This is a genomic window from Stutzerimonas kunmingensis (assembly GCF_014764705.1).
Taxonomy (GTDB): Bacteria; Pseudomonadota; Gammaproteobacteria; order Pseudomonadales; family Pseudomonadaceae; genus Stutzerimonas.
In genome coordinates, this window is sequence record NZ_JACXXG010000007.1 from 117103 (window position 1) to 140137 (window position 23035).

The window sequence follows — 23035 nt, forward strand, 5'->3', positions numbered from 1 at the left end:
GCAGCAAAGGAACAGCGCATTGAAACGAGCGGTTGTGAGGCAGCGTCGCAAGTAGGCGGCAATGCCGAGCCATTCAGACTTCGAGCTGAGTCCAGAGCGGAGCTGCCCCGGCGGCTTTCTCGATCGCGGCCATTCGCGCCATGTGCGCGGCAACCTCTTCTTCGGTAGCGCGCAGCACCGCAGTGCGCGGCCGATCGGCCGGTAGCCGGCGGATCGGCGCGGGCTGGGGGCGACCGCCGTCGGAGCTTTCACCATCACCCGCGAGGGACAGATTGGTCTGCCCGCCGGTCATGGTCAGCCAGACGTCGGCGAGAATCTCGGCATCGAGCAGAGCGCCGTGCAGATCGCGGCCCGAGTTGTCCACGCCGTAGCGTTTGCACAAGGCATCGAGGCTGTTGCGCTGGCCCGGGTGACGCTCCCGAGCCATCAGCAGGGTATCGAGCACCGAGCAGTGGTCGGTGATCTCGGCACGCTCCTGCTGACCGAGCAGCGCGAACTCGTTATTGATGAAGCCAAGGTCGAACGCGGCGTTGTGGATGACCAGCTGCGCGTCCTTGATGAACTCGAAGAACTCGTCGGCGATATCGCGGAAACGCGGCTTGTCGACAAGAAACTCGTTGGTGATGCCGTGAACGGCGATCGCGCCCTCGTCCACTTCACGATCAGGTTGCAGATAGACGTGGTAGTGCCGTCCGGTCAGGCGGCGGCCGATGACTTCGACACAGCCAATCTCGATGATCCGGTGGCCATCGGTCACCGGCATGCCGGTCGTTTCGGTATCCAGCACTACGCTGCGCATATCGTTTAGCTCACTTACACAATCGGTTGTCGTTTGGCCTGTACTACGCCGCGATTCGCAAGCAGGTCGGCATGCTCGTTACCGGGATGGCCGGTATGACCGCGAACCCACTCCCAGCTCACCTGATGGCGGTTGACCTGCTCGTCGAGCTGCTGCCAAAGGTCGGCATTCTTCACCGGCTGCTTGCTCGCCGTTTTCCACCCGCGCTTCTTCCAGTTGGGCATCCAGTCGTTGATGCCCTGCATGACGTACTGCGAGTCGGTCACCAAACGAACCTTGCACGAGCGCTTCAGCTCCGCCAACCCGCGGATTGCCGCCATAAGCTCCATGCGGTTGTTGGTGGTGTCGGGCTCGCCGCCCCAGAGCTCACGCTTGACGCCCTTATAAACAAGTAGCGCCCCCCAGCCGCCCGGGCCGGGATTGCCCTTGCAGGCACCGTCGGTGTAGATCTCGACCCAATCGTCGCTCATGTGGATTGCTTACTCTGTTTGCCGACAGGCTCGGGGCGTCAAGGGAGTCGGTGTTGTTCGGCTTCGCGGCGGCTGACTTTGGCGACGGGCATCGGCAATAGCTTACCCATGCGTTCGCGGCGCTCCTGGCGCAAGGGCCGCAGGCCGATCATCAACTTGCGCGCGACCAGCAGATAGAAACCGCCAGTTGGCGCCTGCAACTGCTGCCCGACGGACTCCAGACGAGATAACCGCGCCTGCCAGTCGCTCGAAGAAAGCGGCGGACAATAGCATCCGAAGCGACGTTTCTCCAGCGCGAATCCCAGCAGGTTCAGCCAGTCCCCTACCCTTGACGGACGAATGCAACGCGCCTGCCGAAACGCCTCGCGCGAGACCAGATGACGCAGGCCCCAGGCACTCCAGGGGTTGATACCGACGATCAGCAGATGCCCGCCCGGACGAACGCCACGCGCCGCTTCACGCAACAACCCATGGGGCGACAGGCTGAAATCCAATGCATGCTGCAGCACCACGACATCAGCAGCATGCTCGCCGAGCGGCCAGGCCTGCTCCTCGCAATGAATCTCCACACCAGGCAGTGGCGCACCGAGGCGAACGCTGCGTTTGATGTTCTGTGGTTGCACCGGCTCGCCGCTGAACGGACCGTTGTGCACCAGATAGCTGCCGAAACAACGCGCCAGCTCTTCGGTCAGGACTTGCTTCTCCTGAACCAGCAGCTGCTGGCCCAGCGGCCCCTCGAACCAGGCGGACGCCTCATTGATCATGGACAGCCAATGGTCGCTGCCTTGGGTGGACGGTCGATCGTTCATCGCTCGGCTCCGTTCGCCGCGCGATCTGCGCGGCGCTGAGTTCGCTCGGGTTCAACTTTCCCATGGGACTGCTAGGATGCGCCTTTGTCACACAATTGGCGACCCGCCCATGTTGAAGATCGAAGCCCTGCCCGCCTTCACCGACAACTACATCTGGTTGCTTCTGGACGAGGCCACTCAACGCTGCGCTGCCGTCGATCCCGGTGATGCCACGCCAGTCCTGAAGTGGCTGCGCGACCACTCGGACTGGCAGCTCAGTGACATCCTGATTACCCACCACCATCACGACCACGTCGGCGGCGTCGAACGGCTCAAGACACAGACCGGCGCGCGCGTTTATGGACCGGCGGCCGAGAACATTCCCGCGCGCGACGAGGCGCTGAGCGACGGCCAGCACCTCGAGGTACTCGGGACGGACTTGCAGGTCATCGCCGTCCCTGGCCACACGCTTGGCCATATCGCTTATTTCCATGCTGACCCCGTGCAGCCCTGGCTGCTCTGTGGCGATACGCTGTTCGCCGCCGGCTGCGGGCGTCTGTTCGAAGGCACGCCCGAGCAGATGTTCCGCTCGCTGCAGCGCCTGGCCGATACACCGGATAGCACCCTCGTCTACTGCACCCACGAATACACGCTGAGCAATTTGCGCTTTGCCCGGGCAGTGGAACCGGACAACCCGGCCATTGGAAAACGCATGCGCGAGGTGACCGAACTGCGCGAATCGAACCGCTTCAGCCTGCCAAGCAGAATGGATATCGAGCGCGCGACCAACCCTTTTCTGCGTTGTGGTGTCGCCGCCGTTCAGCATGCGGCAAGCGAGCGCAGCGGCGGCCAGCTAGACGGCGATGTGGCGGTTTTCGCGGCTTTGCGCGCCTGGAAGGACGCCTTCTGACAAGGTCGACAGGTTCCCGAAACGCGGCATGCAGCCTTGACCCCACCAGGGGGCGTTCCTAGAATCCCCCGAATTTTGTTTCCGGGGAAGATTCCAGCCAATGCCGCCAGCTCCCAAGAAACGCCTCGAACCGGACGCCTTGGCAGCCTCTGGTCGGGCGTTGGCTCTAGCCGTTTGCGTCGCCCTAGCGGGCTGTCAGAGCAACGCCGTGCGTGATGATGCACGCGATCAGGCAAGCCGCACCACGGCGCCTGTGGCAGAAGAGCCCATCTGGCTGAACGACACCCCCGTCATCACCGAACACCAGGACATCTGGGAGCGAATTCGCGAGGGTTACAAGCTTCAGGAGCATCTGGACAGCAACCCCCGCATCGAGCAACAGCGCCTGCTGTTCTCCAGTCGCCCAAGATCCATCGAAATCGCCAGCGAGCGCGGCAGCCCCTATATCCACTACATTGTCGAGCGCCTCGAAGAGCGCGACATGCCGCTGGAACTGGCTTTGCTGCCGATTATCGAAAGCTCCTACGATCCCTTCGCCTATTCGCCCGCCCACGCCGTCGGGCTCTGGCAGTTCATTCCCGCCACCGGCCGGCACTTCAATCTTCGGCAGACAAGCTGGTACGACGGCCGCCGTGACATCACCGCCTCGACCAATGCAGCCCTGCGTTATCTGAGCTACCTGCACGGCCTGTTCAACGGTGACTGGCTGCTGGCACTGGCTGCCTACAACTCGGGTGAAGGCACCGTGAGCCGGGCCATCGAACGCAACCAGAAGCTAGGCCTGCCGACCGACTACTGGAACCTGCCATTGCCGCAGGAAACCCGCGACTACGTGCCGAAGCTGCTGGCCCTGTCGCAGTTGATCCAGGCCCCTGAGGCCTATGGCATCAATCTCAATCCGATCGCCAACGAGCCCTACTTCGAAGTCATCGCGCTCAAGCAGCGCATGGATCTGGCGCGGGTCGCCAAACTCGCCGACCTGGACGAGGACGAGCTCTACCAGCTGAATCCTGCCTTCACCCGCCGAATTACCCTGGATGGTCCGCAGCAGCTGCTGGTGCCAATGGAAAAGGCTGAAATGCTGGCAGCCAACCTGGCGCTGATGAAGCCGCAGGACCTGGTCGACTGGCAGCAGTATCAGGTGCGCGCAGGAGACACCCTGTGCGTCATCGCCAACCGTCATCATCTGACCGTCAACATCATCCGCGACGTGAACCGGTTGAAGAGCGACACGTTGCGGATCGGGCAGGTCCTCAGCCTCCCAACCAGCGGTGATGCCGGCGCTTCGCGGGAGTTGCTGCACGCTGTAGCGCGTCAGCCGGCCGCCACGCCGCGCAGCTACCGGGTCAAATCTGGCGACAATCTCTGGGACATCGCCAAGGCTCAGCGCGTCTCGGTACGCGACCTGCAGCGCTGGAACAAGCTCTCCGGCAGCCAGCTCAAAGTGGGCCAGGCGCTGTTCCTGCAGGGCCCGGCAGTAGCCAAAGCGCAGAGCAAGGGAAATTCGCCTACCTATTACAAAGTGCAGAAAGGCGACTCGCTGTACCAGATCGCCAAGCGCTTCAACGTACAGCTGAACAACCTGAAGACCTGGAACCCGAAAGGCACCAGCGTGCTGCGCCCTGGCCAGCTGCTGACGCTATACCTCGCCAACTAGCCCTCCGCCATTCACCCAGCCGGACGCTTGCTCAGGGACTCCAGGCAGCGTCCAGTCAGCTGGGTAAAGCGCTGAAACGCGACGAACTGTTCGTGTTTCAGCGCCCGCCCCGAAAGCCGGCAATCGCCGTAGATCACACCTATTTCACGCGTCCCCGCCATCAGCGGTGCGATGAAGAACATGCCATTGCCAAACCACTTTCGCAGCGGCTGGGTCACCAGGTCGGCCAAGTCATAACTTGCCGGCACGCCCATCCAGAGCGACTGCCGATGGCGCAGTGCGTAACTGAACACGTTCGGCTGCTCGGGTTGGTCAGCGGGAAGCACGAAGCCCTGAATCCAGGTCTCGGTCCCTTCACCGACGGCGCAACGCACCTTGAAACGCGTCTGCTGATCGGCCAGCACCGCCACCATCACACGTTCCAGGCCAACCCCGCGGTGTAGCCCCTTCAGCAGCGTATCCAGAATCAACGTGGCATCGCCGCCGCCCGAGGCCATGAGCCCCAGGTCCTGCAGCGCCTGTTGCATCAGCAACAGATCCGGTTGCAGCAAGGCTGCCTGACGCTGGGCCTGCTGCAGGCGGATCTGCTCGGGATCGGTACTGGGAATGAGCCGGCCCAGACGACTTGCGCCAAATGTGGTCGCCACCTGCACGGTTTCATCGGCGCTGGCGAGTATCTGCTGCAACGCATCAGCTTCATCCACGCCGGTGAACTCGGCCACGGCCCTGGTCAGTGACGTCATCCGCTCGCACTCCCAGCCTCCGAGTGCGGCTTCGCTGATCTGTACGCCCAGCGCGACCGCGCGAGCGGCCGGATCGCTGCTGGCCACCTGAGTGTGTGCAAGACTGGTCAACTCTCCCAGGTTCCAGCTTCTGACCAGACCCAGGCTGAGCTGCCGGAAGCTGGTGCCCAACACGCTCTGCACCGCATCGTCAGGCTTGATGCCCGGCTGCGTCAGCAGCAGGGCCAGCTCATCCGCCTGCTCTCCACCGCAGCCCCAGAACGCCAGCTCGCCCACGTTGTAGAGCAGCGCGGCAATGAATACTTCTTCCTCGTGACGCGAAAGCACATAGCCGGCGATGTTGCGGGCTTGCACCGCGGCGTGAAACGAACGAGCCAGCAGTTCCAGCAGCTGCTCCCTCGGGGCGCGCTCAAGCAGGCTGTCGATCAGCGTGACCGACAGACTGATCAGGCGCACGTTCTCGAAGCCGATCATCACGATGGCCCGAGAAATCGTCTTGATGGTCTCCTGGGAGGGGTTGTAATAGCTGCTATTGCCGACCCTCAGCACCTTGGAAGTCAGCGAGGCATCACGAAGCAGTACATCGGCCAGTTGCTGCACCGAAGCATGTTCATGCACGGCAAGGCGCTGCAGATCCTTGACCACGGACGCCAGCGCAGGCAGCTCCGATTGATTCAGGCGGTCTATCCATGCCTGAAGACCCTGGGCACGTACATCCAAGAGGTCACCTCTGCACAATGCCATTACGGGAAATGACCGGCAGTTTGCCCGAGTTGCCCGGCCTTTTTCCAGCGCATACAAGCTGTTACTGTACCGGCCCGAGAAGCCCCTAAGCGCCAAGGATCGGATTTCCCGTCTGATGCGAGCCCTGCTACCGTTACTGACCTGCCTGGCATTGAGCTTTCCCGCCTTCGCCACCATCAGCGAAAGCCATGGTTATGCGCAGTTCGGCACTCTTAAGTATCCGGCCAACTTTACCCACTTCGATTGGGTGAATCCGCGCGCGCCGAAGGGTGGCCAGATCAAACTGATGGCCTCCGGAACGTTCGACACCCTGAACCCCTACACTTTCAAGGGCACCAGCCTGAGTTCGGCGCCCGGCTTTCTGCAATACGGCATCAGCGAGCTGAACGAGCCACTGATGGTCGGCACCGGCATCTACGACCCGTCCGGAGACGAACCTGCCTCCAGCTACGGTCTGATTGCCGAGTCGGTGGAGCACAGCGATAACTACAGCTGGGTAGTTTTCAACCTGCGCAAGGAAGCTCGCTTCCATGACGGCAAGCCGATCACTGCCTACGACGTCGCCTTTTCCTATCGCACCCTGATAAAGGATGGCCACCCTCAGTACCGCTCCAACCTGCAGGGGGTGAAGCGGGTCGACATCCTCAACCGACATCGCATTCGTTTCGTATTCGAGCAACCAAAAAATCCGCTGCTGATCATGCGCCTCGGCGAACTGCCTGTGCTGCCACAGCACTACTGGAAGAATCGAGACTTCAGCGCGACCACCTTCGAACCCCCACTGGGCAGCGGCCCCTACCGCATCACGCATGTGCAACCAGGCCGGCAGGTAGTCTTCGAGCGAGTGCGGGACTGGTGGGGCGCCAAGCTGCCGGTCAATCAGGGGAAATACAATTTCAACCGAGTCTCGGTCGAGTTCTATCGCGATAGCGTGGTGGCCTTCGAAGCCTTCAAGGTCGGCGAGTTCGACTTCTTCATCGAACACCAGGCGAAGAACTGGGCCAATGGCTACCAGTTTCCGGCAGTGATGCGCGGCGACATCATTCGCGCTGAAATCCCCCACCAGATTCCGACCCAGACCCAGGCGCTGTTCATGAACGGGCGCCGTGCGACCTTCGCCGACAGTCGTGTGCGCGAAGCGCTCGGCCTGATGTTCGACTTCGAATGGACCAATCGCGCCCTGTTCTACGGCGCCTACCGCCGCAGTGAAAGCTACTACCCCAACAGCGACTTCACAGCGACAGGCAAGCCCGAAGGCGGTGAGTGGCTGTTGCTCTCGCCGTACCGCAAGCAGCTCCCGCCCGAACTGTTCACCGAGCCCTTCCAGCTTCCGCAGACCGAAGGCCGCGGGATTCCGCGGGAAACCTTGCGCCACGCGCTAAAACTGCTCGCCGAGGCGGGCTGGAAAGCCTCGGATGCCGGCCTGTTGAACAGCGCCGGACAACCGCTGAGCTTCGAGATCCTGCTGGTCAACCCGCGGCTCGAACGCATCCTCCAACCCTACGTCGAGAACCTGGCACGCATTGGCATTCAAGCCAATCTGCGCACCGTGGACAGTGCCCAGTACAAGCAGCGCCTCGATCACTACGACTACGACATGATCCTGATGACTCTGGCACAGAGCCTCAGCCCCGGGATCGAGCAGTATCTGTACTTTCATTCCAGTCAGGTCGACGTCAAGGGCGGTCGCAACTATGCCGGCATCGCCAATCCGATCGTCGACGACCTGATTGACAAGCTGCTCGCCGCGCAGACCCGCGACGAGCAAGTCGCCGCCGCCCGCGCAATCGACCGCGTGCTGCTGTGGAACCACTACACCATTCCGAACTGGTTCATCAGTAACCACCGCCTGGCGTACCGCAATCGGTTCGCCCACGTCACCACGCCACCCTATACGCTGGGTTTGCGCGCCTGGTGGCTGAAGAGCCTGGAGAAGACCAAATGAATGATCGCGCGCGCCATCCGCTGCTCCGCGCCGGGCTGCTGGGGCTGCTCTGCCTCGCTGCTATCGCCGAAGCCGCTCCTCGCCATGCCCTGACGCTGTATGACGAGAAGCCGAAGTACCCGGCCAATTTCCAGCATTTCGAATATGCCAACCCAGACGCTCCCAAGGGTGGGACGTTGCGACAGGCTGGTTTCGGCGGCTTCGACTCGCTCAACCCCTTCATCAACAAGGGCGTTGCAGCCGACGATATCGGTCTGATCTACGACACCCTCACCACCAACAGCCTGGACGAACCCTTCACCGTCTACGGCCTGCTGGCGGAAAAGATAGAAAAGGGACCGAACAACAGCTGGGTGCGCTTCCACTTGCGCCCGCAGGCACGCTTCCATGACGGCGAGCCGGTAGAGGCCGAGGATGTGGTGTTCACCTTCGAAACCCTGATGAGCCAGGGTGCCCCGCAATACCGCGCCTACTACGCCGATGTGGAGAAAGTGACAGCGGAAAGCCCGAGGCGGGTGCGCTTCGATTTCAAGCACGCTGGCAATCGCGAACTGCCGATGATCCTCGGGCAGATGCCAGTGTTGCCGAAGCATTGGTGGGAAGGAAAGGAATTCACTTCGGGCAGCCTCGAACCGCCTCTGGGCAGTGGCCCATACCGCGTCGAGAAGGTCCAGGCCGGCCGCTCGATCCGCTATGAGCGCGTAGCAGACTACTGGGGCAAGGACCTCCCGGTGAATCGCGGTTTCTACAACTTCGATCACATCAGTTTCGATTACTACCGCGACAATACCGTCGCCTTGCAGGCGTTCAAGGCCGGGCACTTTGATTATTGGGAGGAGCGCACAGCCAAAAGCTGGGCCACCGCCTATGACATACCAGCGGTGAGGGACGGTCGGATCGTTCGTGACGAAATTGCGAACGAGAACCCTGCGGGAATGCAGGGCTTCATCTTCAATATCCGCCGCCCGCAGCTGGAGGACCGCCGCGTCCGTGAAGCCCTCGGGTTGCTGTTCGACTTCGAATGGACCAATCGCCAGCTGTTCAATGGCGCCTACACCCGCACCCGCAGTTACTTCGACAACTCCGAGCTGGCGTCATCCGGCTTGCCGAGCGAAGACGAACTGAAGATTCTCGAGCCCCTTCGCGGCAAGGTTCCGGACGAGGTGTTCGACAAACCGTTCGAGCTGCCGCGTACCGAAGGCAACGGTGTGATTCGCGAACAGCAGCGCGAGGCATACCGGCTGCTCACTGAAGCGGGTTGGAAGGTCGAGAACGACCGCATGCTGGACGCTGCCGGCAAGCCGGTGAAGCTCGAATTCCTGCTGGTTCAGGCAGAGTTCGAGCGGGTGCTGCTGCCGTACAAGCGCAATTTGGCGGATCTCGGGATCGAACTGGAAATCCGCCGGGTCGATGTTTCGCAGTACATCAACCGCCTGCGTTCGCGCGATTACGACATGATCGTAAGCGGCTTCGGCCAATCCAACTCGCCCGGCAACGAGCAACGCGAGTTCTGGCACTCGGCAAGCGCCGACAACCCGGGCAGCCGTAACTTCATCGGTCTCAAGGACCCGGCAGTCGACAGCCTTGTGGAAGGTTTGATAGGGGCCGATTCGCGCAAGGAATTGATCACCTACACCCGCGCGCTCGATCGTGCGCTGCTCTGGGGGCATTATGTAGTGCCGAACTGGCACATAAAGACCTGGCGCGTGGCGTACTGGAATCACCTCGCGCATCCAGAGGTGACGCCCCGGCAGGACATCGGCCTGATGACCTGGTGGCGCAAACCCGACGCCAAGCTGCCGGTTGCCGATCCCGTCGAAGCAAAGAAGGCCGAGGAAGCTGGCGCTGCCGCTCCGGCTGGTGATGGCGAGGCGGAGCGCTAAGCATGCTGGCTTACATCGTTCGCCGACTGCTGCTGATCATCCCCACGCTGTTCGGCATCCTGCTGATCAACTTCATCATCATCCAAGCCGCCCCCGGCGGCCCGGTGGAGCAGGCAATCGCCAAGCTGGAAGGCTTCGAAGGCGCCACCAGCCGGATCGCCGGCGGTGGCTCGGAAGTCGCGGTCGCCGGCACCAGTTACCGGGGTGGCCAGGGTCTGGACCCCGAGCTGATCGCCGAGATCGAGCGCCTGTACGGCTTCGACAAACCACCCGCAGAGCGCTTCTGGATCATGCTCAGCAACTATCTGCGGCTGGATTTCGGCGAGAGCTTCTTCCGTGACGCCAAGGTGACCGACCTGATCATCGAGAAGATGCCGGTTTCCATCTCGCTGGGTCTGTGGAGCACCTTGATCATGTACCTGGCCTCGATCCCGCTGGGCATCGCCAAGGCCACGCGTCACGGCAGCAAGTTCGACGTCTGGACCAGCTCGGCGATCATCGTCGGCTACGCCATACCGGCTTTCCTGTTCGCCATTCTGCTGATCGTGCTGTTCGCTGGCGGCAGTTACTGGAACTGGTTCCCCTTGCGCGGACTGACGTCGGCCAACTTCGATGATATGACCCTGGCCGGCAAGATCATCGACTACTTCTGGCACCTGGCCCTGCCCGTCACCGCGCTGGTGATCGGCAACTTCGCGACGCTGACGCTGCTGACCAAGAACAGCTTTCTCGACGAGATCAACAAGCAGTACGTGATCACGGCGCGGGCCAAGGGCCTGAGCAAGAATCGCGTGCTCTACGGCCATGTGTTCCGCAATGCCATGTTGATCATCATCGCCGGCTTTCCGTCTGCCTTCATCGGCATGTTCTTCACCGGCTCGCTGCTGATCGAGGTGATCTTCTCCCTTGACGGGCTCGGCCTGCTCAGCTTCGAGGCGGCAATCAACCGCGACTATCCGGTGGTGTTCGGCACCCTCTTCCTCTTCACCCTGCTCGGACTGGTGGTGAAGCTGATCGGCGACCTGACCTACACCCTGGTCGACCCGCGCATCGATTTCGAAAGCAGGGAGGCCTGAGATGCAGTTGTCCCCCCTCAACCAGCGCCGGCTGGCGCTGTTCAAGGCACACAAGCGTGGCTGGTGGTCGCTGTGGATCTTCCTCGCGCTGTTCGTACTCAGCCTTGGCGCGGAGATCATCGCCAACGACAAGCCGATCGTGGTGCGCTACGACGGCGAATGGTTCTTCCCGGTGTTCAAGCGTTATCCGGAAACGGCCTTCGGCGGCGAGTTCCCGCTGCAGGCGAACTACAAGAGCCCGTACATCCAGGAACTGATTGCCGAGAAGGACGGCTGGATGGTCTGGCCGGTCATTCCCTTCAACTATTCGAGCATCAACTACGAACTGCAGGTACCCGCGCCCGCGCCGCCGTCACTGGAGAACTGGCTGGGCACCGATGACCAGGGCCGCGATGTACTCGCCCGGGTGATCTACGGCTTTCGCATCTCGGTCCTGTTCGCCCTGACCCTGACCCTGATCAGCTCGGTGATCGGCGTTATCGCCGGCGCCCTGCAGGGCTTCTATGGCGGCTGGGTCGACCTGGTTGGCCAGCGCCTGCTGGAGATCTGGTCCGGGCTGCCGGTGCTCTATCTGCTGATCATTCTGGCCAGCTTCGTGCAGCCGAACTTCTGGTGGCTGCTGGGCATCATGCTGCTGTTTTCCTGGATGAGCCTGGTGGACGTGGTACGTGCCGAATTCCTCCGTGGGCGCAACCTCGAGTACGTGCGCGCCGCTCGTGCGCTGGGCATGCAGAACGGCGCCATCATGTTCCGCCACATCCTGCCGAACGCCATGGTTTCCACCATGACCTTCATGCCGTTCATCCTCACCGGCGCCATCGGCACGCTCACCGCGCTGGACTTTCTCGGTTTCGGTCTGCCGGCAGGTTCGCCGTCGCTCGGTGAACTGGTCGCCCAGGGCAAGGCCAATCTGCAGGCGCCCTGGCTGGGCATCAGCGCCTTCATGGTGCTGGCAATCATGCTGACCTTGCTGGTGTTTATCGGGGAGGCGGCGCGTGATGCCTTCGACCCAAGGAAATAACATGGCCGAACAACCGATAGCCGAGAATCTGGTCGAGGTCCGCGATCTGGCCGTCGAGTTCGTCACCGGTGAACAGGTCCAGCGTGTCGTCGAAGGCGTGACATTCGACATTCGCAAGGGCGAAACCCTGGCCCTGGTCGGCGAAAGCGGCTCGGGCAAGTCCGTGACGGCTCATTCCATCCTGCGACTGCTGCCCTACCCGCTCGCTCGCCATCCGCAAGGGCAGATCCTCTTCCACGGGCAGGACTTGCTCAAGGCCGACGAAAAGGCCATGCGTAAAATCCGTGGCAATCGCATCGCCATGGTCTTCCAGGAGCCGATGACCTCGCTCAACCCGCTGCACACCGTCGGCAAGCAGATCAACGAAGTGCTGGAGATTCACAAGGGCCTGCGCGGTAAGGCCGCAACCGCTCGCACCCTGGAGTTGCTGGAACTGGTCGGTATCCCGGAGCCGCGCAAGCGCATCCGCGCCTACCCGCACGAGCTGTCGGGCGGCCAGCGGCAACGGGTGGTCATCGCCATGGCGCTGGCCAACGAGCCTGAACTGCTGATCGCCGACGAGCCGACCACGGCCCTCGACGTCACCGTGCAGCTGAAAATCCTCGAACTGCTGAAGGAGTTGCAGGCACGCCTGGGCATGGCACTGCTGCTGATCAGCCACGACCTCAACCTGGTTCGGCGCATTGCCCATCGCGTATGTGTCATGCAGCGCGGTCGAGTCGTCGAACAGGCGTTGTGTGAAGATCTGTTCCGCGCACCTCAGCATCCGTATACCCAGGAACTGCTCGCGGCCGAGCCCAGTGGCGACCCGGTGGCGGTCGAAAAAGCGGCACCATTGCTGGAAGTGGACGACCTGCGGGTTTGGTTCCCGATCAAGAAGGGCTTGCTGCGTCGCACCGTCGACCACATCAAGGCAGTCGACGGCGTCAACTTCAGCCTGCCCAAGGGGCAGACACTGGGTATCGTCGGCGAGAGCGGCTCCGGCAAGTCCACGCTTGGTTTGGCTATTCTTCGCTTGCTGGGTAGTCGCGGTGAAATCCGTTTCCAGGGCCAGCAACTGCAAAGCATGTCGCAGCGCCAGGTACGGCCGTTGCGGCGGCAGATGCAGGTGGTCTTTCAGGACCCCTTCGGTAGCCTGAGCCCACGTATGTCGGTCGGGCAGATCATTGGCGAAGGGTTGCACATCCACCGGATGGGCAATGCCAAGGAGCAGGAACAGGCAATCATTGACGCGCTCGTGGAGGTTGGCCTCGATCCGGAAACCCGGCATCGCTATCCCCATGAGTTTTCCGGCGGACAACGGCAGCGCATTGCCATTGCCCGAGCTCTGGTGTTGAAGCCGGCGCTGATACTGCTCGACGAGCCGACCTCGGCGCTCGATCGCACGGTACAGCGCCAGGTGGTAGAGCTTCTGCGCTCGTTGCAGGCCAAGTACAACCTGACCTACCTGTTCATCAGCCATGACCTGGCGGTGGTCAGGGCGCTGAGCCACCAGATGATGGTGGTCAAGCAGGGCCAGGTGGTGGAACAAGGTGCGGCCGCTGACATTTTTGCGGCACCACAACATCCGTATACACAGCAGCTGCTGGAATCCGCCTTCATGGCGCCCGGCACTGCCGAACAACCAGAAGAGGGACAAGCACATGGGTTTTCTCACCGGTAAGCGCGTACTGATCGTCGGCGTTGCCAGCAAACTTTCGATTGCCTCCGGCATCGCCGCCGCCATGCATCGCGAAGGTGCAGAACTGGCTTTCACCTACCAGGGCGACAAGCTCAAGGGTCGCGTCGAGGAATTCGCTTCTGGTTGGGGCTCGAGCCCTGAGCTGTGCTTCCCCTGCGACGTCGCCAACGATGAAGAGATCGCGCGCGTATTCGAAGAACTGAGCAAGAAGTGGGACGGCCTGGACTGCATCGTGCACTCGGTCGGCTTCGCTCCGGGCGACCAGCTCAATGGCGACTTCACCGAAGTCACCACCCGTGAAGGCTTCAAGATCGCCCACGACATCAGCGCCTACAGCTTCGTCGCCCTGGCCAAGGCCGGTCGCGAGATGATGAAGGGCCGCAACGGCAGCCTGCTGACCCTCTCCTACCTGGGTGCCGAGCGCACCATGCCGAACTACAACGTCATGGGCATGGCCAAGGCCAGCCTGGAAGCCGGCGTTCGCTACCTGGCCGGCAGCCTCGGCCCGGAAGGCACCCGCGTGAACTGCATCTCTGCCGGCCCGATCCGTACCCTGGCCGCCTCCGGCATCGCCAGCTTCCGCAAGATGCTGGCTGCCAACGAGAAGCAGACCCCTATGCGTCGCAACGTCACTATCGACGAAGTCGGCAATGCCGGCGCCTTCCTCTGCTCGGACCTGGCTTCCGGCATCAGCGGTGAGATCCTCTACGTCGACGGCGGCTTCAACACCACCGCAATGGGCTCGCTGGAAGACTGATCCCGCGCCCGTCTACGTAAGCACCGAACCCCGCCTACTGGCGGGGTTCGTGTTTCTGCGCAGCGGCTCAGCCGGCCGTAACCGTCATGCCGCCATCGGCCATGACCACCGAGCCCACCATGAAGCTGGCCCGCTCCGAAGCGAGAAAGGCGACGATCTCGGCGATTTCCTCCGGTTGCGCCGCGCGCCCGATGGGTGCGGCTTCGCCATGCTGAGCAAGAAAGCCCGGGCCGTCCTCGACCACGTCGTTGAGGATGTTGGTCACCACATCGCCAACACCGATGGCGTTGACCCGGATGCCATGCTCGATCGCCTCCAGCGCCAGCGTGCGGGTCAGCTGGGCCAGCGCGCCTTTCGAGGCCGTGTACGCGGCGATGGTCGGGAAGGCGAAATAGGACGCGTAGGAAGCGATGTTGACGATCGCCCCTGAGCGGTTGGGCATCATCGCCTTGACCGCTTCGCGACAATGCAGGAACGCCGCCGTGGCATTGACCGCCTGGATGCGCTCCCAATCCTCGCGACTCATGTCCACCACTCGCTTGTTGATGATGATGCCGGCGTTGTTGACCAGGATATCCAGCCGGCCGAAATGCTCGATGGCCAGGCCGGCCGCACGTTCTGCTGCGCCATCCTCGGTAATGTCCGCCAGCAGCGGCACCAGCCCCGGTCGAGCGAGTTTCTCGACAGCCGGGTTGATGTCTTCGGCGATGACCTTGGCGCCCCGATCGTGCAGCAATAAGGCAATCGCCCTGCCGATGCCGCTGGCGGCGCCGGTGACCAGCGCGACCTTGCCTGCAACTTCCTGAACGACGATGTGATTCGAATCAGTCATGGTGCTCTCCTCTCTTTCGGGCTGCGCCACGAGGCGCGATGGGTTAACTGTCTCCCATCGCAGGAGGTCGGGCTTTCGCACGCTTGCGCTGGCTGTTGCGGTTTTGCGCGCAGCAGTGATCTGCCGGCGCGCAGGGTCCTGCGCTAACCTTTCGGCGCTGAACGCTTTCAAATGTTTGCCAGGAGCACGTCATGCCGCGGTTATCACAAGCCCCGCCACGGCCCCATGCGGGGCAGACCTGTCCCCAGTTGATGAGCCATTACCTGCCTGGTGAAGCGCGCGCGACCGCACAGCAGCCGCCGATGCAGGACGTGGTGGTGCAGCTGTTCAGCCATCGCACGATCGTCGAGCCGATACAGGTACCGGCAGTGTTGGAGCCGCTGCTGGTGCTGGTACTGGCCGGTGCGGCACGAGTCGAGGAACGTGCGCCGGGTGGGCAATGGAGCGCAGCAACCGTCAGCGCCGGCGACTTCTTCCTGACCGATACCCACGAGCCGTACGAAATGCGCTGGCAGACGCTGGAAGGTGAGCAATTCGAGGTGATGCACCTGTATCTCGGCCTGCCGCTCATCGACCAGGCCGCACGGGAACTGCTCGGGCCGCAGAGCACAGCGGTTGCCTTGCGGGACGTCTCCGGCGCCCACGACGACACGGTTCGCTGGTTGATGGAGAAGCTGCACCACGAGCTGGTCGAGCAGCGCCAGCCCAGCCCGCTCTGCGTTCGCGGCCTGGCCCAGGCACTGGCCGTGCATCTGGTGCGCCACTATCGGGATCGGCAAGACGCCGTCCGGCGCAGCAACGCCTTGCCGGCCTACAAGCTGCGCCGGGTCATCGAGGCGATGGATGCGCAGTTGGCCGACGATTTCAGTCTTGCTCAGCTGGCACGAACCGCCGAGCTGAGCGAGTACCACTTCAGCCGGATGTTCAAACGAGCCACCGGGCTTTCGCCGTCTCAGTACTTCATCGGCCTGCGCATGGCACGGGCGCGACGGCTGCTGATCGAAACGCAGCGCAGCGTCATCGATATCGGGCTGGAAGTGGGCTATTCGAGCCCTAGCCACTTCTCCCAGGTATTCCGCCGCGAGGTGGGCGTTACCCCCAGCGCCTATCGCCAGGCATGAGCTGCCTTTCCCTGGCGCCAGAACGACAAAACCCCGGCCATGACGACCGGGGTTCTGTTTGCGCAAACCCGACGGTCGCCGGGTTTGCGTAACGCAGGCTGATCAGCGCTTGGCGACCAGATCCTTCGGCAGCTTGAAGGTCCAGACCATACCGCCCTGGTTGAAGTCCTTCACGCGCTTGGCGACCTCGCCGCCCCACAGCGGTACCGCACCACCCCAGCCGGAGAGAACGGAAACGTACTGCTCGCCATCCATTTCCCAAGTGACCGGAGAACCGATGACGCCCGAGCCGGTGTTGAACTCGTAGACCTTCTTGCCGGTCTTGGCGTCGAAGGCCATCAGGTAGCCCTCAGGGTTGCCGGTGAATACCAGGTTGCCCTTGGTGGCCAACACGCCGCCCCACAGCGGAGCGTAGTTGTTGTAGCGCCAGACTTCCTTGCCGGTCTTCGGATCGATTGCGCGCAGCACACCGATGAAGTCGTCGTTGAGCGGCTTGATGGTGAAGCCGGCACCCAGGTAGGCGGCACCCTTCTTGTAGGATACGCCTTCGTTCCAGATGTCCATGCCCCACTCGTTGGACGGCACGTAGAACAGGCCGGTGTCCTGGCTGTAGGCCATTGGCATCCAGTTCTTGCCACCGAGGAAGGACGGTGCGACGAACACCGACTTGCCCTTGTCCGCGTCGGCAGGATTGCCCGGGCGGTGGGCTTCGTCGTAGATCGGACGGCCAGTCTTATCCAGGCCCTTGGCCCAGGTGATCTTGTCAACGAACGGGAAGCCACGGATGAACTTGCCGTTGGTGCGATCGAGCACGTAGAAGAAGCCGTTACGGTCTGCGGTGCCGGCAGCCTTGATGGTCTTGCCGCCGTCCTTGTAGTCGAAGGAGATCAGCTCGTTGACGCCGTCGAAGTCCCAGCCGTCATGCGGGGTGGACTGGAAGTGCCACTTGATCGAGCCGTCATTCGGGTCCAGCGCCAGACGCGAGGACGAGTACAGGTTGTCGCCAGGGCGCAGGTGCGAGTTCCACGGCGCCGGGTTACCGGTACCGAACAGCAGCGAATCGGTGTCCGGATCGTAGTAGCCGCCCAGCCATGGAGCGGCACCGCCGGTCTTCCACAGATCGCCCGGCCAAGTCTTGCCGGCTTCGCCGCCGGAGATACCGCTCTCGACCTTCTTGCCGTCTTTCCAGACGTAACCCATGTGGCCTTCCACTGTCGGACGGGTCCACAGCAGTTCACCGTTCTTCGCGTCGTAGGCTTCGATCTTACCGACCACGCCGAACTCACCACCGGAGACGCCGGTGATCAGCTTGCCATTCACCACCAGCGGCGCGGCGGTCAGCGAGTAACCGGCCTTGTAGTCGGCGACAGTCTTCTTCCAGACCACCTTGCCGGTGTCCTTGTTCAGGGCGACCAGCTTGGCATCCAGGGTGCCGAAGATCACCAGATCGCCATACAGCGCGACACCACGGTTGATCACGTCACAGCACGGCATGATGCCGTCGGGCAGGCGCGCATCGTACTGCCACAGTTCCTTGCCGGTACGGGCGTCCAGTGCATATACACGCGAGTAGGAGCCGGTGATGTACATCACGCCGTCCTTGATCAGCGGCTGCGCTTCCTGACCGCGCTGCTTTTCACCGCCGAGAGAGAAGCCCCAAACCGGTCGCAACTGATTGATGTTATTGGTGTTCAACGTATCCAGCGTACTGTAGCGCTGGCCCTGCAAACCCAGACCGTTGGTGACGATCTGATCGGTGGATTTGGCATCGTTGAGGATTTCCTGGTCGGTTACGGCCCAGGCGTGCAGGCTGGACATCGCCACCGCGGCGCATAGCGCCGTCAAGGCGAAGGGCTTGCGAAGACCGGTGTGCTTCATTGCGGCTACCTCTGCGGGTTCATTGTTATGCCGGGAAATTTTCCCGGTCTGTTGTTGATTCTTGGTTTGCACCGCCTCGCCAACAATTGCCCGCAGTACCGATTTTCCTCCTCCCTTGGTAGCAATACGCCGCCTCAGCCCACGAAAGACGCGTGATTCGGCCCGCCGTCAATGCCGGGCGGCACCGAAAGTCGCACCCATATGGCCGGAAAAGACTATTCCGCCGGGCCCACCCTACCCCCTAAAACGGATGCCCCCTCGCTCAGAAGGATAAGAGCCATGCTTCGCCCTACCCTGATCATCGCCTTCCTCGTCTTCACACTACAAAGCGCCCATGCGGCCGAACCGATCCGTCTGGGTCTCAACTACCCGAGCACCGGCAACTACAAGTCCGAAGGTCTGGAGCTACGCCGTGGCGCCCTGCTTGCCGTCGACCAGATCAACCAGGGTGGTGGTTTGCTGGGCCGACGCCTGGAGCTGGTCAGCCTGAATTCGGCGGCACGCGCGGAAAAGGCGCGTGCCAACGTCGACCGCTTCGCCAACCAGGGCGCAGCGATGATCTTCGGCGGCGCCAACAGTGAAGAGGCGCTGAGCGCCGGCCAGCGCGCCCGCGAACTCGGCCTGTTGTACTTCCCCACCCTCGGCTACGCCAACGAGATCACCGGGCGGGACGGCCATCGCCACCTGTTCCGCGAGTCCAACAGTGCCTGGATGAGCGCCCGGGTACTCGGTGAATACCTGAGCTGGCACATGCCCAATCGCCGCTACCACTACATCAGCCTCGACGATGCCTGGGGCCACAGCATGGAGCAGGCCCTGCGTGAAGCGACCAAGAGCCGCGACCGCGCACGCCATGGCTACTCGAAGATCGCCGCACGAGGTGCCCGTCGCGACGACTACCTGAGCGCACTGCAGAAGGCTGCCGCCAGCGACGCGGATGTGCTGGTGATCGTCCTGCTCGGCCAGGATCTGGTGCAGACCATGCGCCTGGCGCACACCCTGGAACTGGGCAAGCGCATGCAGATCATCGCGCCCAACCTCACCCAGAGCATCGTCGAGCAGGCCGGACCGCTGGTGATGGAAAACGTGATCGGCACCGAAGCCTGGACCTGGCGGGTGCCGCAGCGCGAGAAAAGCGAAACCGGCCAGGCGTTCGTCGAGCGCTACATCGCGTTGCATCAGGCCTACCCCGGCAGCACCGCAGCGTCAGCCTACGGCATCGTCCGGCAGTGGGCCGATGCCGTGGGGCGGGCTGGCCGACTGGATAGCGAAGCCGTCATCGCCGAGCTGGAGAACCATCGCTATAGCCTGTTGAAGGACGAGCAGTACTGGCGCGACTTCGACCACCAGAACGTCCAGAGCATTTACGCGGTAAAGGTTCGCAATCGCAGCGAGATCATGCAGGATCGCTTCAAGCAGGACTACTTCACCATCATCCATCGCATGGATGGCGAGGAAGCCGCGCCTAGCCTGGACGACTGGCAGCAGGAGCGTGGCGATCAGCTACAGCTGCAGTGACCGGATGCAGCGACTGGAGTGGAACAGCAATCGGCGCGCCGCGGGCGCGCCTTCACTCATCGACGCGCTGCAGCGCCATCGCTTCGTAACGCGGATACAGATGACTGACGCTGCGGATCAGCTCATAGCGGGTCAGGCTGATGCCGGCGAAGCGCTCGGGGATCGGGCTCTGGATCGCCTCGTTCATGTCCGCCCCGCCATTGGCGGCTTCTCGCAGCAAGCCGTCCAGCCAGCCGAGGTAGTCGCGCATCTGCAGGAACGGCGCGGCATCATCGGCCACCGGGCCGTGGCCAGCGACCAGGCGCTTCCAGGGCAACGCCTCTAGCGTATCCAGATCTTCCAGCCAGACATCCAGGCCTGGACTGTTCGGCGTGGTCAGCGCGCGCTGGTAGAACAGGATGTCGCCGGCGAAGAGCACGCCGCTGCGTTCGTCGAGAATGGCCAGATCGGCACCGGTGTGACCGCGCAGAGCGAGCAGACGCAAAGAGCGACCGCCGATATCCAGCGTGCCGGGTGCCAGAGTCTCGGTCGGCAACACCACCTCGGTGCCACGCATCCAGTCACCAACCAGGCGGTACATATTCTCGGCCATGGCATTGCCCTGCTCGCGCAACAGCTCGGTCGTACCGGCGAGCGCGGCGATGGGCACATCGGTAAATGCCTGGTTGCCGAGAACGTGGTCGGGATGATGATGCGTCAGCAACAGCTTGATGACCGGGCGATCGGTAACGCTCGCGATGGCCGCGCGCATCGCCTCGCCGTAAAGCCGCGACGGGCCGCTGTCGATCACCACCACACCGCTCTCGGTGACGATGAAGCCGGTGTTGACGATATTGCCGCCGTTGGCCTTGTCGAAGTTGTCCGTCGAGCCTTCCAGCAGCCACACGTCATCGGCGATCTGCCGCGGCTGCAGGGTGTAACGCAGCTCGGCGTGTGAGGGCAGGGTCAGACAGAACGCGAACATCAGGAGCAACAGGCGCATGACGCCTCCTTGGCTTGGTTGCTGGCTCTCGGAGAAAACGCGGGCTGGTCAGTTCAGAGCGCGGCTTCGAACTCGTTGCCGTTGTTGTCACGCAGCCACAGGCGAGTGTCCTGCGCGCCCTTCACTTCCAGGCTCAGACTCGGGTTTTCGGCGACCGCCGGATACAGTTCCAGCTCCGCCAGGACCTGACCGTCGGCATCGCGCAGCTCGGCCTGGTTGAGAAAGAACTCGGGAATGCCGCCGACCAGGCCGTTATCCATCGGATGGGAGACCTGCAGGCGCAAACGACTGAAATCGCCACGGGCGAAGCGCCCACCGATGACCTCACCGAGGCGGTCTTCCCAGCCTGGCTGGGCACGCACCACGCTCGGCGCCGTACAGCCGCCACCGGCAGCATCGACCTTGGCCGAGCCGATGTGCCAGACACCGTCACGGGTCAGCACCGCCGCGCGGATCGGTGTCGCCTGTTCCACACGTATGCGAATGGCGACCAGAGGCACGACCTGCTCGCCAGGCGTGAAGGTGAAAATCCGTGGGATGGGATTGAGGTCGGCCCAGGCCTCGATGCGCACCACCTCGTCACCGAGGGCTCTGGCATCGATGTGCACCGGCACCTGTCGCGAGTCCTCGGCGAATGGCGGCACCTGGACCTTTACGCGGTCGTCGAACACGTAGGGCTCGCTGTTGAGCAAGCCCTTGTGGTGGTATTCCCACATCACCGACTGCAGTGGATCGGCCTCGGCCGCCAGGGCGCCCGAGGCGTGAAGGACCATCATCAGCAGCAAGATTCGGACGCTCATGTCGACTCCTCGAACGGCGATCCGCAGCGGGATCGGCATGGCGCAACCGGTCAGCGCCCGGCCACGTCGCTCTCCACATCCTGGTACAACCCGGGCAACTCGTAGCTCAAGCCGTAGCTGGCGTAGAGTTTTTCCAGCTCGCCTTCAAGAATCAGCGGCTCCAACACCCCTTCCAGCGCGTAGGCCAGTTGGCGGTTGGATTCATGTACCGCCATGCCGAGATCCCATACCTGCTTGCCCATGTTCGGGTAAGCGTTCTCGGCGAGCTTCAGGTGCTCGTCGTCGGCCTGGTCGAGCAGCCACTCGATCTCTGCGCGCATGGCCATGGCCGCGTCCACCTCGCCGTCCTGAAGCGCAGCGAATGCCTCGCGGATGCTCGGGTAATGATGAGTGTGCTTCGCCAGCCGGCCCTCGAAGACCGAAGACAGGTAGAACGAGGGCACGCTGTCCACTTCAACGCCAATCGGGTGGTACTGAAAGACCGCCACGCTCGGCACCTCGTCGAGACGGCGATCGTCATACGCGGTCTGCCAGCGCTCGCGCTGATAGGGTGCGAACATCACCACCAGCTCGTTGATCACTTCACCCAGCTCGTTGCGCTTGTAGGCGAACTCGCGGTCGTACGGCACACGGAGCATCACGTCGGCCAGCACGCCAGGCCGCAGGTAGTGCCCCTTCCAGATGAAGTTGCGCAGGTCGTCGTCGAGGGTTTCGTCCGGCGTCACCCACAGCACTTCCAGCTTCAGGCCCAGCCCTTCGGCGAGCTTGCGCGCCAATTCCAAATCGACACCGCGTGGCTGGCCATCCTGCTGGTAGCTGTACGGCGGGAAGTTCTCGTACATCGCCACCTTGAGTACGCCGGACTCGATGATGTCATCGAAGGCGCGCACCTTGACCACATCCGCCTGCGCCAGTGCGCAGCACAGAGCCAGCCACAGCGACAGAACCAGCCGGACGGCGTTCATCACTGCTTAGCCGCTTCGCTTTCAATATAGGTGCGAATCGCCCACAGCGCTTCCTGGCTGAGGGTGTCGGCCATACGCGGCATGTACACGGCACCGTCACGGACCGCGCCATTGATCACACGCTCTTTGTACCACTCGTCGCCGTCGTAGCTGGCTTCAAGCTCACGCAGATCGGGCGCGATGCCGCCAGAAATGGCTTCCAGACCGTGGCAACGTGCGCAGTTCTGGTTGTAGGCGGAAGAACCGATTTCCACGGCCAGATCGTGGTGCTCGCTGGGCGCACGATAGGGGTTCTCGTCCAGCCATTCTTCACCGAGATCCGGCAGGCCCTTGGTGTTGACCGCCTGCGGCGTCACGTCACCATGCGCCAGAACCAGGCCGGACATACCGAGAACACCCGCTGCCAGCAGTGAGCGCAAAAAGATCTTGTTATTCATGACTACCACCCTCTATTCGAGAACCTGT

The 23035-nt window shown here is 62.6% G+C and carries 20 protein-coding genes; 10 read left to right on the forward strand and 10 right to left on the reverse strand.

Annotated features, from left to right (window positions below; translation table 11 throughout):
- Positions 1–73 precede the first annotated feature (73 nt).
- From dnaQ to IEG05_RS08545, 3 genes are read right to left on the reverse strand one after another with little or no spacing between them, the layout of a single operon-like run.
- The gene (gene dnaQ / locus IEG05_RS08535; RefSeq protein ID WP_046618961.1) at positions 74–799 is read right to left on the reverse strand and encodes a DNA polymerase III subunit epsilon; all 726 of its coding nucleotides are present in this window, start codon (positions 797–799) and stop codon (positions 74–76) included.
- A gap of 14 nt (positions 800–813) precedes the next feature.
- Positions 814–1269, reverse strand: coding sequence for a ribonuclease HI (gene rnhA, locus IEG05_RS08540; RefSeq protein WP_046618960.1), 456 nt, complete (start codon positions 1267–1269; stop codon positions 814–816).
- A gap of 38 nt (positions 1270–1307) precedes the next feature.
- Entirely contained in the window at positions 1308–2078 is a 771-nt protein-coding gene (locus IEG05_RS08545; RefSeq protein ID WP_023445286.1) for a class I SAM-dependent methyltransferase, read from the reverse strand.
- A gap of 109 nt (positions 2079–2187) precedes the next feature.
- Between IEG05_RS08545 and gloB the strand changes: the two genes are divergently transcribed.
- Both gloB and IEG05_RS08555 read left to right on the forward strand, forming a co-directional pair.
- Positions 2188–2967, forward strand: a complete 780-nt coding sequence (gene gloB, locus IEG05_RS08550) for a hydroxyacylglutathione hydrolase (protein ID WP_046618958.1) — start codon at positions 2188–2190, stop codon at positions 2965–2967.
- 100 nt (positions 2968–3067) lie between these two features.
- Positions 3068–4624 carry a lytic transglycosylase domain-containing protein gene (locus tag IEG05_RS08555; RefSeq protein ID WP_191121923.1) on the forward strand — a complete coding sequence of 519 codons (1557 nt, stop codon included), beginning with the start codon at positions 3068–3070 and terminating at the stop codon, positions 4622–4624.
- A gap of 11 nt (positions 4625–4635) precedes the next feature.
- Here the strand turns inward: IEG05_RS08555 and IEG05_RS08560 are convergent, their stop codons facing one another.
- The gene (locus IEG05_RS08560; RefSeq protein WP_046618956.1) at positions 4636–6087 is read right to left on the reverse strand and encodes an HDOD domain-containing protein; all 1452 of its coding nucleotides are present in this window, start codon (positions 6085–6087) and stop codon (positions 4636–4638) included.
- A gap of 139 nt (positions 6088–6226) precedes the next feature.
- Here IEG05_RS08560 and IEG05_RS08565 point away from each other — a divergent pair, with 139 nt between their 5' ends.
- From IEG05_RS08565 to fabI, 6 genes are read left to right on the forward strand one after another with little or no spacing between them, the layout of a single operon-like run.
- Entirely contained in the window at positions 6227–8056 is a 1830-nt protein-coding gene (locus IEG05_RS08565) for an extracellular solute-binding protein (protein WP_020307424.1), read from the forward strand.
- On the forward strand, positions 8053–9939 hold the full coding sequence (locus tag IEG05_RS08570; protein ID WP_020307423.1) for an extracellular solute-binding protein: 1887 nt from the start codon (positions 8053–8055) through the stop codon (positions 9937–9939). Before IEG05_RS08565 ends, IEG05_RS08570 begins: the two co-directional genes overlap by 4 nt.
- 2 nt (positions 9940–9941) lie before the next feature.
- Entirely contained in the window at positions 9942–11015 is a 1074-nt protein-coding gene (locus IEG05_RS08575; protein ID WP_020307422.1) for a microcin C ABC transporter permease YejB, read from the forward strand.
- A 1-nt stretch (position 11016) separates the two neighbouring features.
- Positions 11017–12036, forward strand: a complete 1020-nt coding sequence (locus tag IEG05_RS08580) for an ABC transporter permease (RefSeq protein ID WP_014820114.1) — start codon at positions 11017–11019, stop codon at positions 12034–12036.
- A gap of 1 nt (position 12037) precedes the next feature.
- Positions 12038–13699 (forward strand): ABC transporter ATP-binding protein, encoded by a 1662-nt coding sequence (locus IEG05_RS08585; RefSeq protein WP_020307421.1) that lies wholly within the window; start codon positions 12038–12040, stop codon positions 13697–13699.
- Positions 13680–14474, forward strand: coding sequence for an enoyl-ACP reductase FabI (gene fabI, locus IEG05_RS08590; protein WP_003282073.1), 795 nt, complete (start codon positions 13680–13682; stop codon positions 14472–14474). Before IEG05_RS08585 ends, fabI begins: the two co-directional genes overlap by 20 nt.
- A gap of 67 nt (positions 14475–14541) precedes the next feature.
- Here the strand turns inward: fabI and IEG05_RS08595 are convergent, their stop codons facing one another.
- A complete protein-coding gene (locus IEG05_RS08595; protein WP_046618953.1) occupies positions 14542–15306 on the reverse strand; it encodes an SDR family NAD(P)-dependent oxidoreductase in 765 nt (254 codons plus the stop codon).
- A 251-nt stretch (positions 15307–15557) separates the two neighbouring features.
- Here IEG05_RS08595 and IEG05_RS08600 point away from each other — a divergent pair, with 251 nt between their 5' ends.
- The gene (locus IEG05_RS08600) at positions 15558–16427 is read left to right on the forward strand and encodes a helix-turn-helix domain-containing protein (protein WP_041013708.1); all 870 of its coding nucleotides are present in this window, start codon (positions 15558–15560) and stop codon (positions 16425–16427) included.
- Between the two features lie 102 nt (positions 16428–16529).
- Here IEG05_RS08600 and IEG05_RS08605 read toward each other — a convergent pair whose 3' ends face one another.
- Positions 16530–18305: a PQQ-dependent methanol/ethanol family dehydrogenase gene (locus IEG05_RS08605; protein WP_045665660.1), complete on the reverse strand. Its 1776-nt coding sequence runs from the start codon at positions 18303–18305 to the stop codon at positions 16530–16532.
- Between the two features lie 279 nt (positions 18306–18584).
- On the opposite strand from IEG05_RS08605, the gene IEG05_RS08610 reads away from it, so the two are divergent.
- On the forward strand, positions 18585–19823 hold the full coding sequence (locus IEG05_RS08610) for a substrate-binding protein (protein ID WP_191121924.1): 1239 nt from the start codon (positions 18585–18587) through the stop codon (positions 19821–19823).
- Between the two features lie 52 nt (positions 19824–19875).
- On the opposite strand, the gene IEG05_RS08615 is transcribed toward IEG05_RS08610, so the two are convergent.
- From IEG05_RS08615 to pedF, 4 genes are read right to left on the reverse strand one after another with little or no spacing between them, the layout of a single operon-like run.
- A complete protein-coding gene (locus IEG05_RS08615; protein ID WP_046618952.1) occupies positions 19876–20805 on the reverse strand; it encodes a quinoprotein relay system zinc metallohydrolase 1 in 930 nt (309 codons plus the stop codon).
- 53 nt (positions 20806–20858) lie between these two features.
- Positions 20859–21605, reverse strand: a complete 747-nt coding sequence (locus IEG05_RS08620) for a quinoprotein dehydrogenase-associated SoxYZ-like carrier (protein ID WP_046618951.1) — start codon at positions 21603–21605, stop codon at positions 20859–20861.
- Between the two features lie 50 nt (positions 21606–21655).
- Positions 21656–22570 (reverse strand): substrate-binding periplasmic protein, encoded by a 915-nt coding sequence (locus IEG05_RS08625; protein WP_046618950.1) that lies wholly within the window; start codon positions 22568–22570, stop codon positions 21656–21658.
- Positions 22570–23007, reverse strand: coding sequence for a cytochrome c-550 PedF (pedF, locus tag IEG05_RS08630; protein WP_046618948.1), 438 nt, complete (start codon positions 23005–23007; stop codon positions 22570–22572). The genes IEG05_RS08625 and pedF overlap by 1 nt, the downstream gene beginning before the upstream one ends.
- Positions 23008–23035: the final 28 nt, after the last annotated feature.

Coding starts and splice junctions, on each gene's coding strand:
- dnaQ (WP_046618961.1), bottom strand. CDS start 799: ATGCGCAGCGTAGTGCTGGATACCGAAACGACCGGCATGCCGGTGACC.
- rnhA (WP_046618960.1), bottom strand. CDS start 1,269: ATGAGCGACGATTGGGTCGAGATCTACACCGACGGTGCCTGCAAGGGC.
- IEG05_RS08545 (WP_023445286.1), bottom strand. CDS start 2,078: ATGAACGATCGACCGTCCACCCAAGGCAGCGACCATTGGCTGTCCATG.
- gloB (WP_046618958.1), top strand. CDS start 2,188: ATGTTGAAGATCGAAGCCCTGCCCGCCTTCACCGACAACTACATCTGG.
- IEG05_RS08555 (WP_191121923.1), top strand. CDS start 3,068: ATGCCGCCAGCTCCCAAGAAACGCCTCGAACCGGACGCCTTGGCAGCC.
- IEG05_RS08565 (WP_020307424.1), top strand. CDS start 6,227: ATGCGAGCCCTGCTACCGTTACTGACCTGCCTGGCATTGAGCTTTCCC.
- IEG05_RS08570 (WP_020307423.1), top strand. CDS start 8,053: ATGAATGATCGCGCGCGCCATCCGCTGCTCCGCGCCGGGCTGCTGGGG.
- IEG05_RS08575 (WP_020307422.1), top strand. CDS start 9,942: ATGCTGGCTTACATCGTTCGCCGACTGCTGCTGATCATCCCCACGCTG.
- IEG05_RS08580 (WP_014820114.1), top strand. CDS start 11,017: ATGCAGTTGTCCCCCCTCAACCAGCGCCGGCTGGCGCTGTTCAAGGCA.
- IEG05_RS08585 (WP_020307421.1), top strand. CDS start 12,038: ATGGCCGAACAACCGATAGCCGAGAATCTGGTCGAGGTCCGCGATCTG.
- fabI (WP_003282073.1), top strand. CDS start 13,680: ATGGGTTTTCTCACCGGTAAGCGCGTACTGATCGTCGGCGTTGCCAGC.
- IEG05_RS08595 (WP_046618953.1), bottom strand. CDS start 15,306: ATGACTGATTCGAATCACATCGTCGTTCAGGAAGTTGCAGGCAAGGTC.
- IEG05_RS08600 (WP_041013708.1), top strand. CDS start 15,558: ATGAGCCATTACCTGCCTGGTGAAGCGCGCGCGACCGCACAGCAGCCG.
- IEG05_RS08605 (WP_045665660.1), bottom strand. CDS start 18,305: ATGAAGCACACCGGTCTTCGCAAGCCCTTCGCCTTGACGGCGCTATGC.
- IEG05_RS08610 (WP_191121924.1), top strand. CDS start 18,585: ATGCTTCGCCCTACCCTGATCATCGCCTTCCTCGTCTTCACACTACAA.
- IEG05_RS08615 (WP_046618952.1), bottom strand. CDS start 20,805: ATGCGCCTGTTGCTCCTGATGTTCGCGTTCTGTCTGACCCTGCCCTCA.
- IEG05_RS08620 (WP_046618951.1), bottom strand. CDS start 21,605: ATGAGCGTCCGAATCTTGCTGCTGATGATGGTCCTTCACGCCTCGGGC.
- IEG05_RS08625 (WP_046618950.1), bottom strand. CDS start 22,570: ATGAACGCCGTCCGGCTGGTTCTGTCGCTGTGGCTGGCTCTGTGCTGC.
- pedF (WP_046618948.1), bottom strand. CDS start 23,007: ATGAATAACAAGATCTTTTTGCGCTCACTGCTGGCAGCGGGTGTTCTC.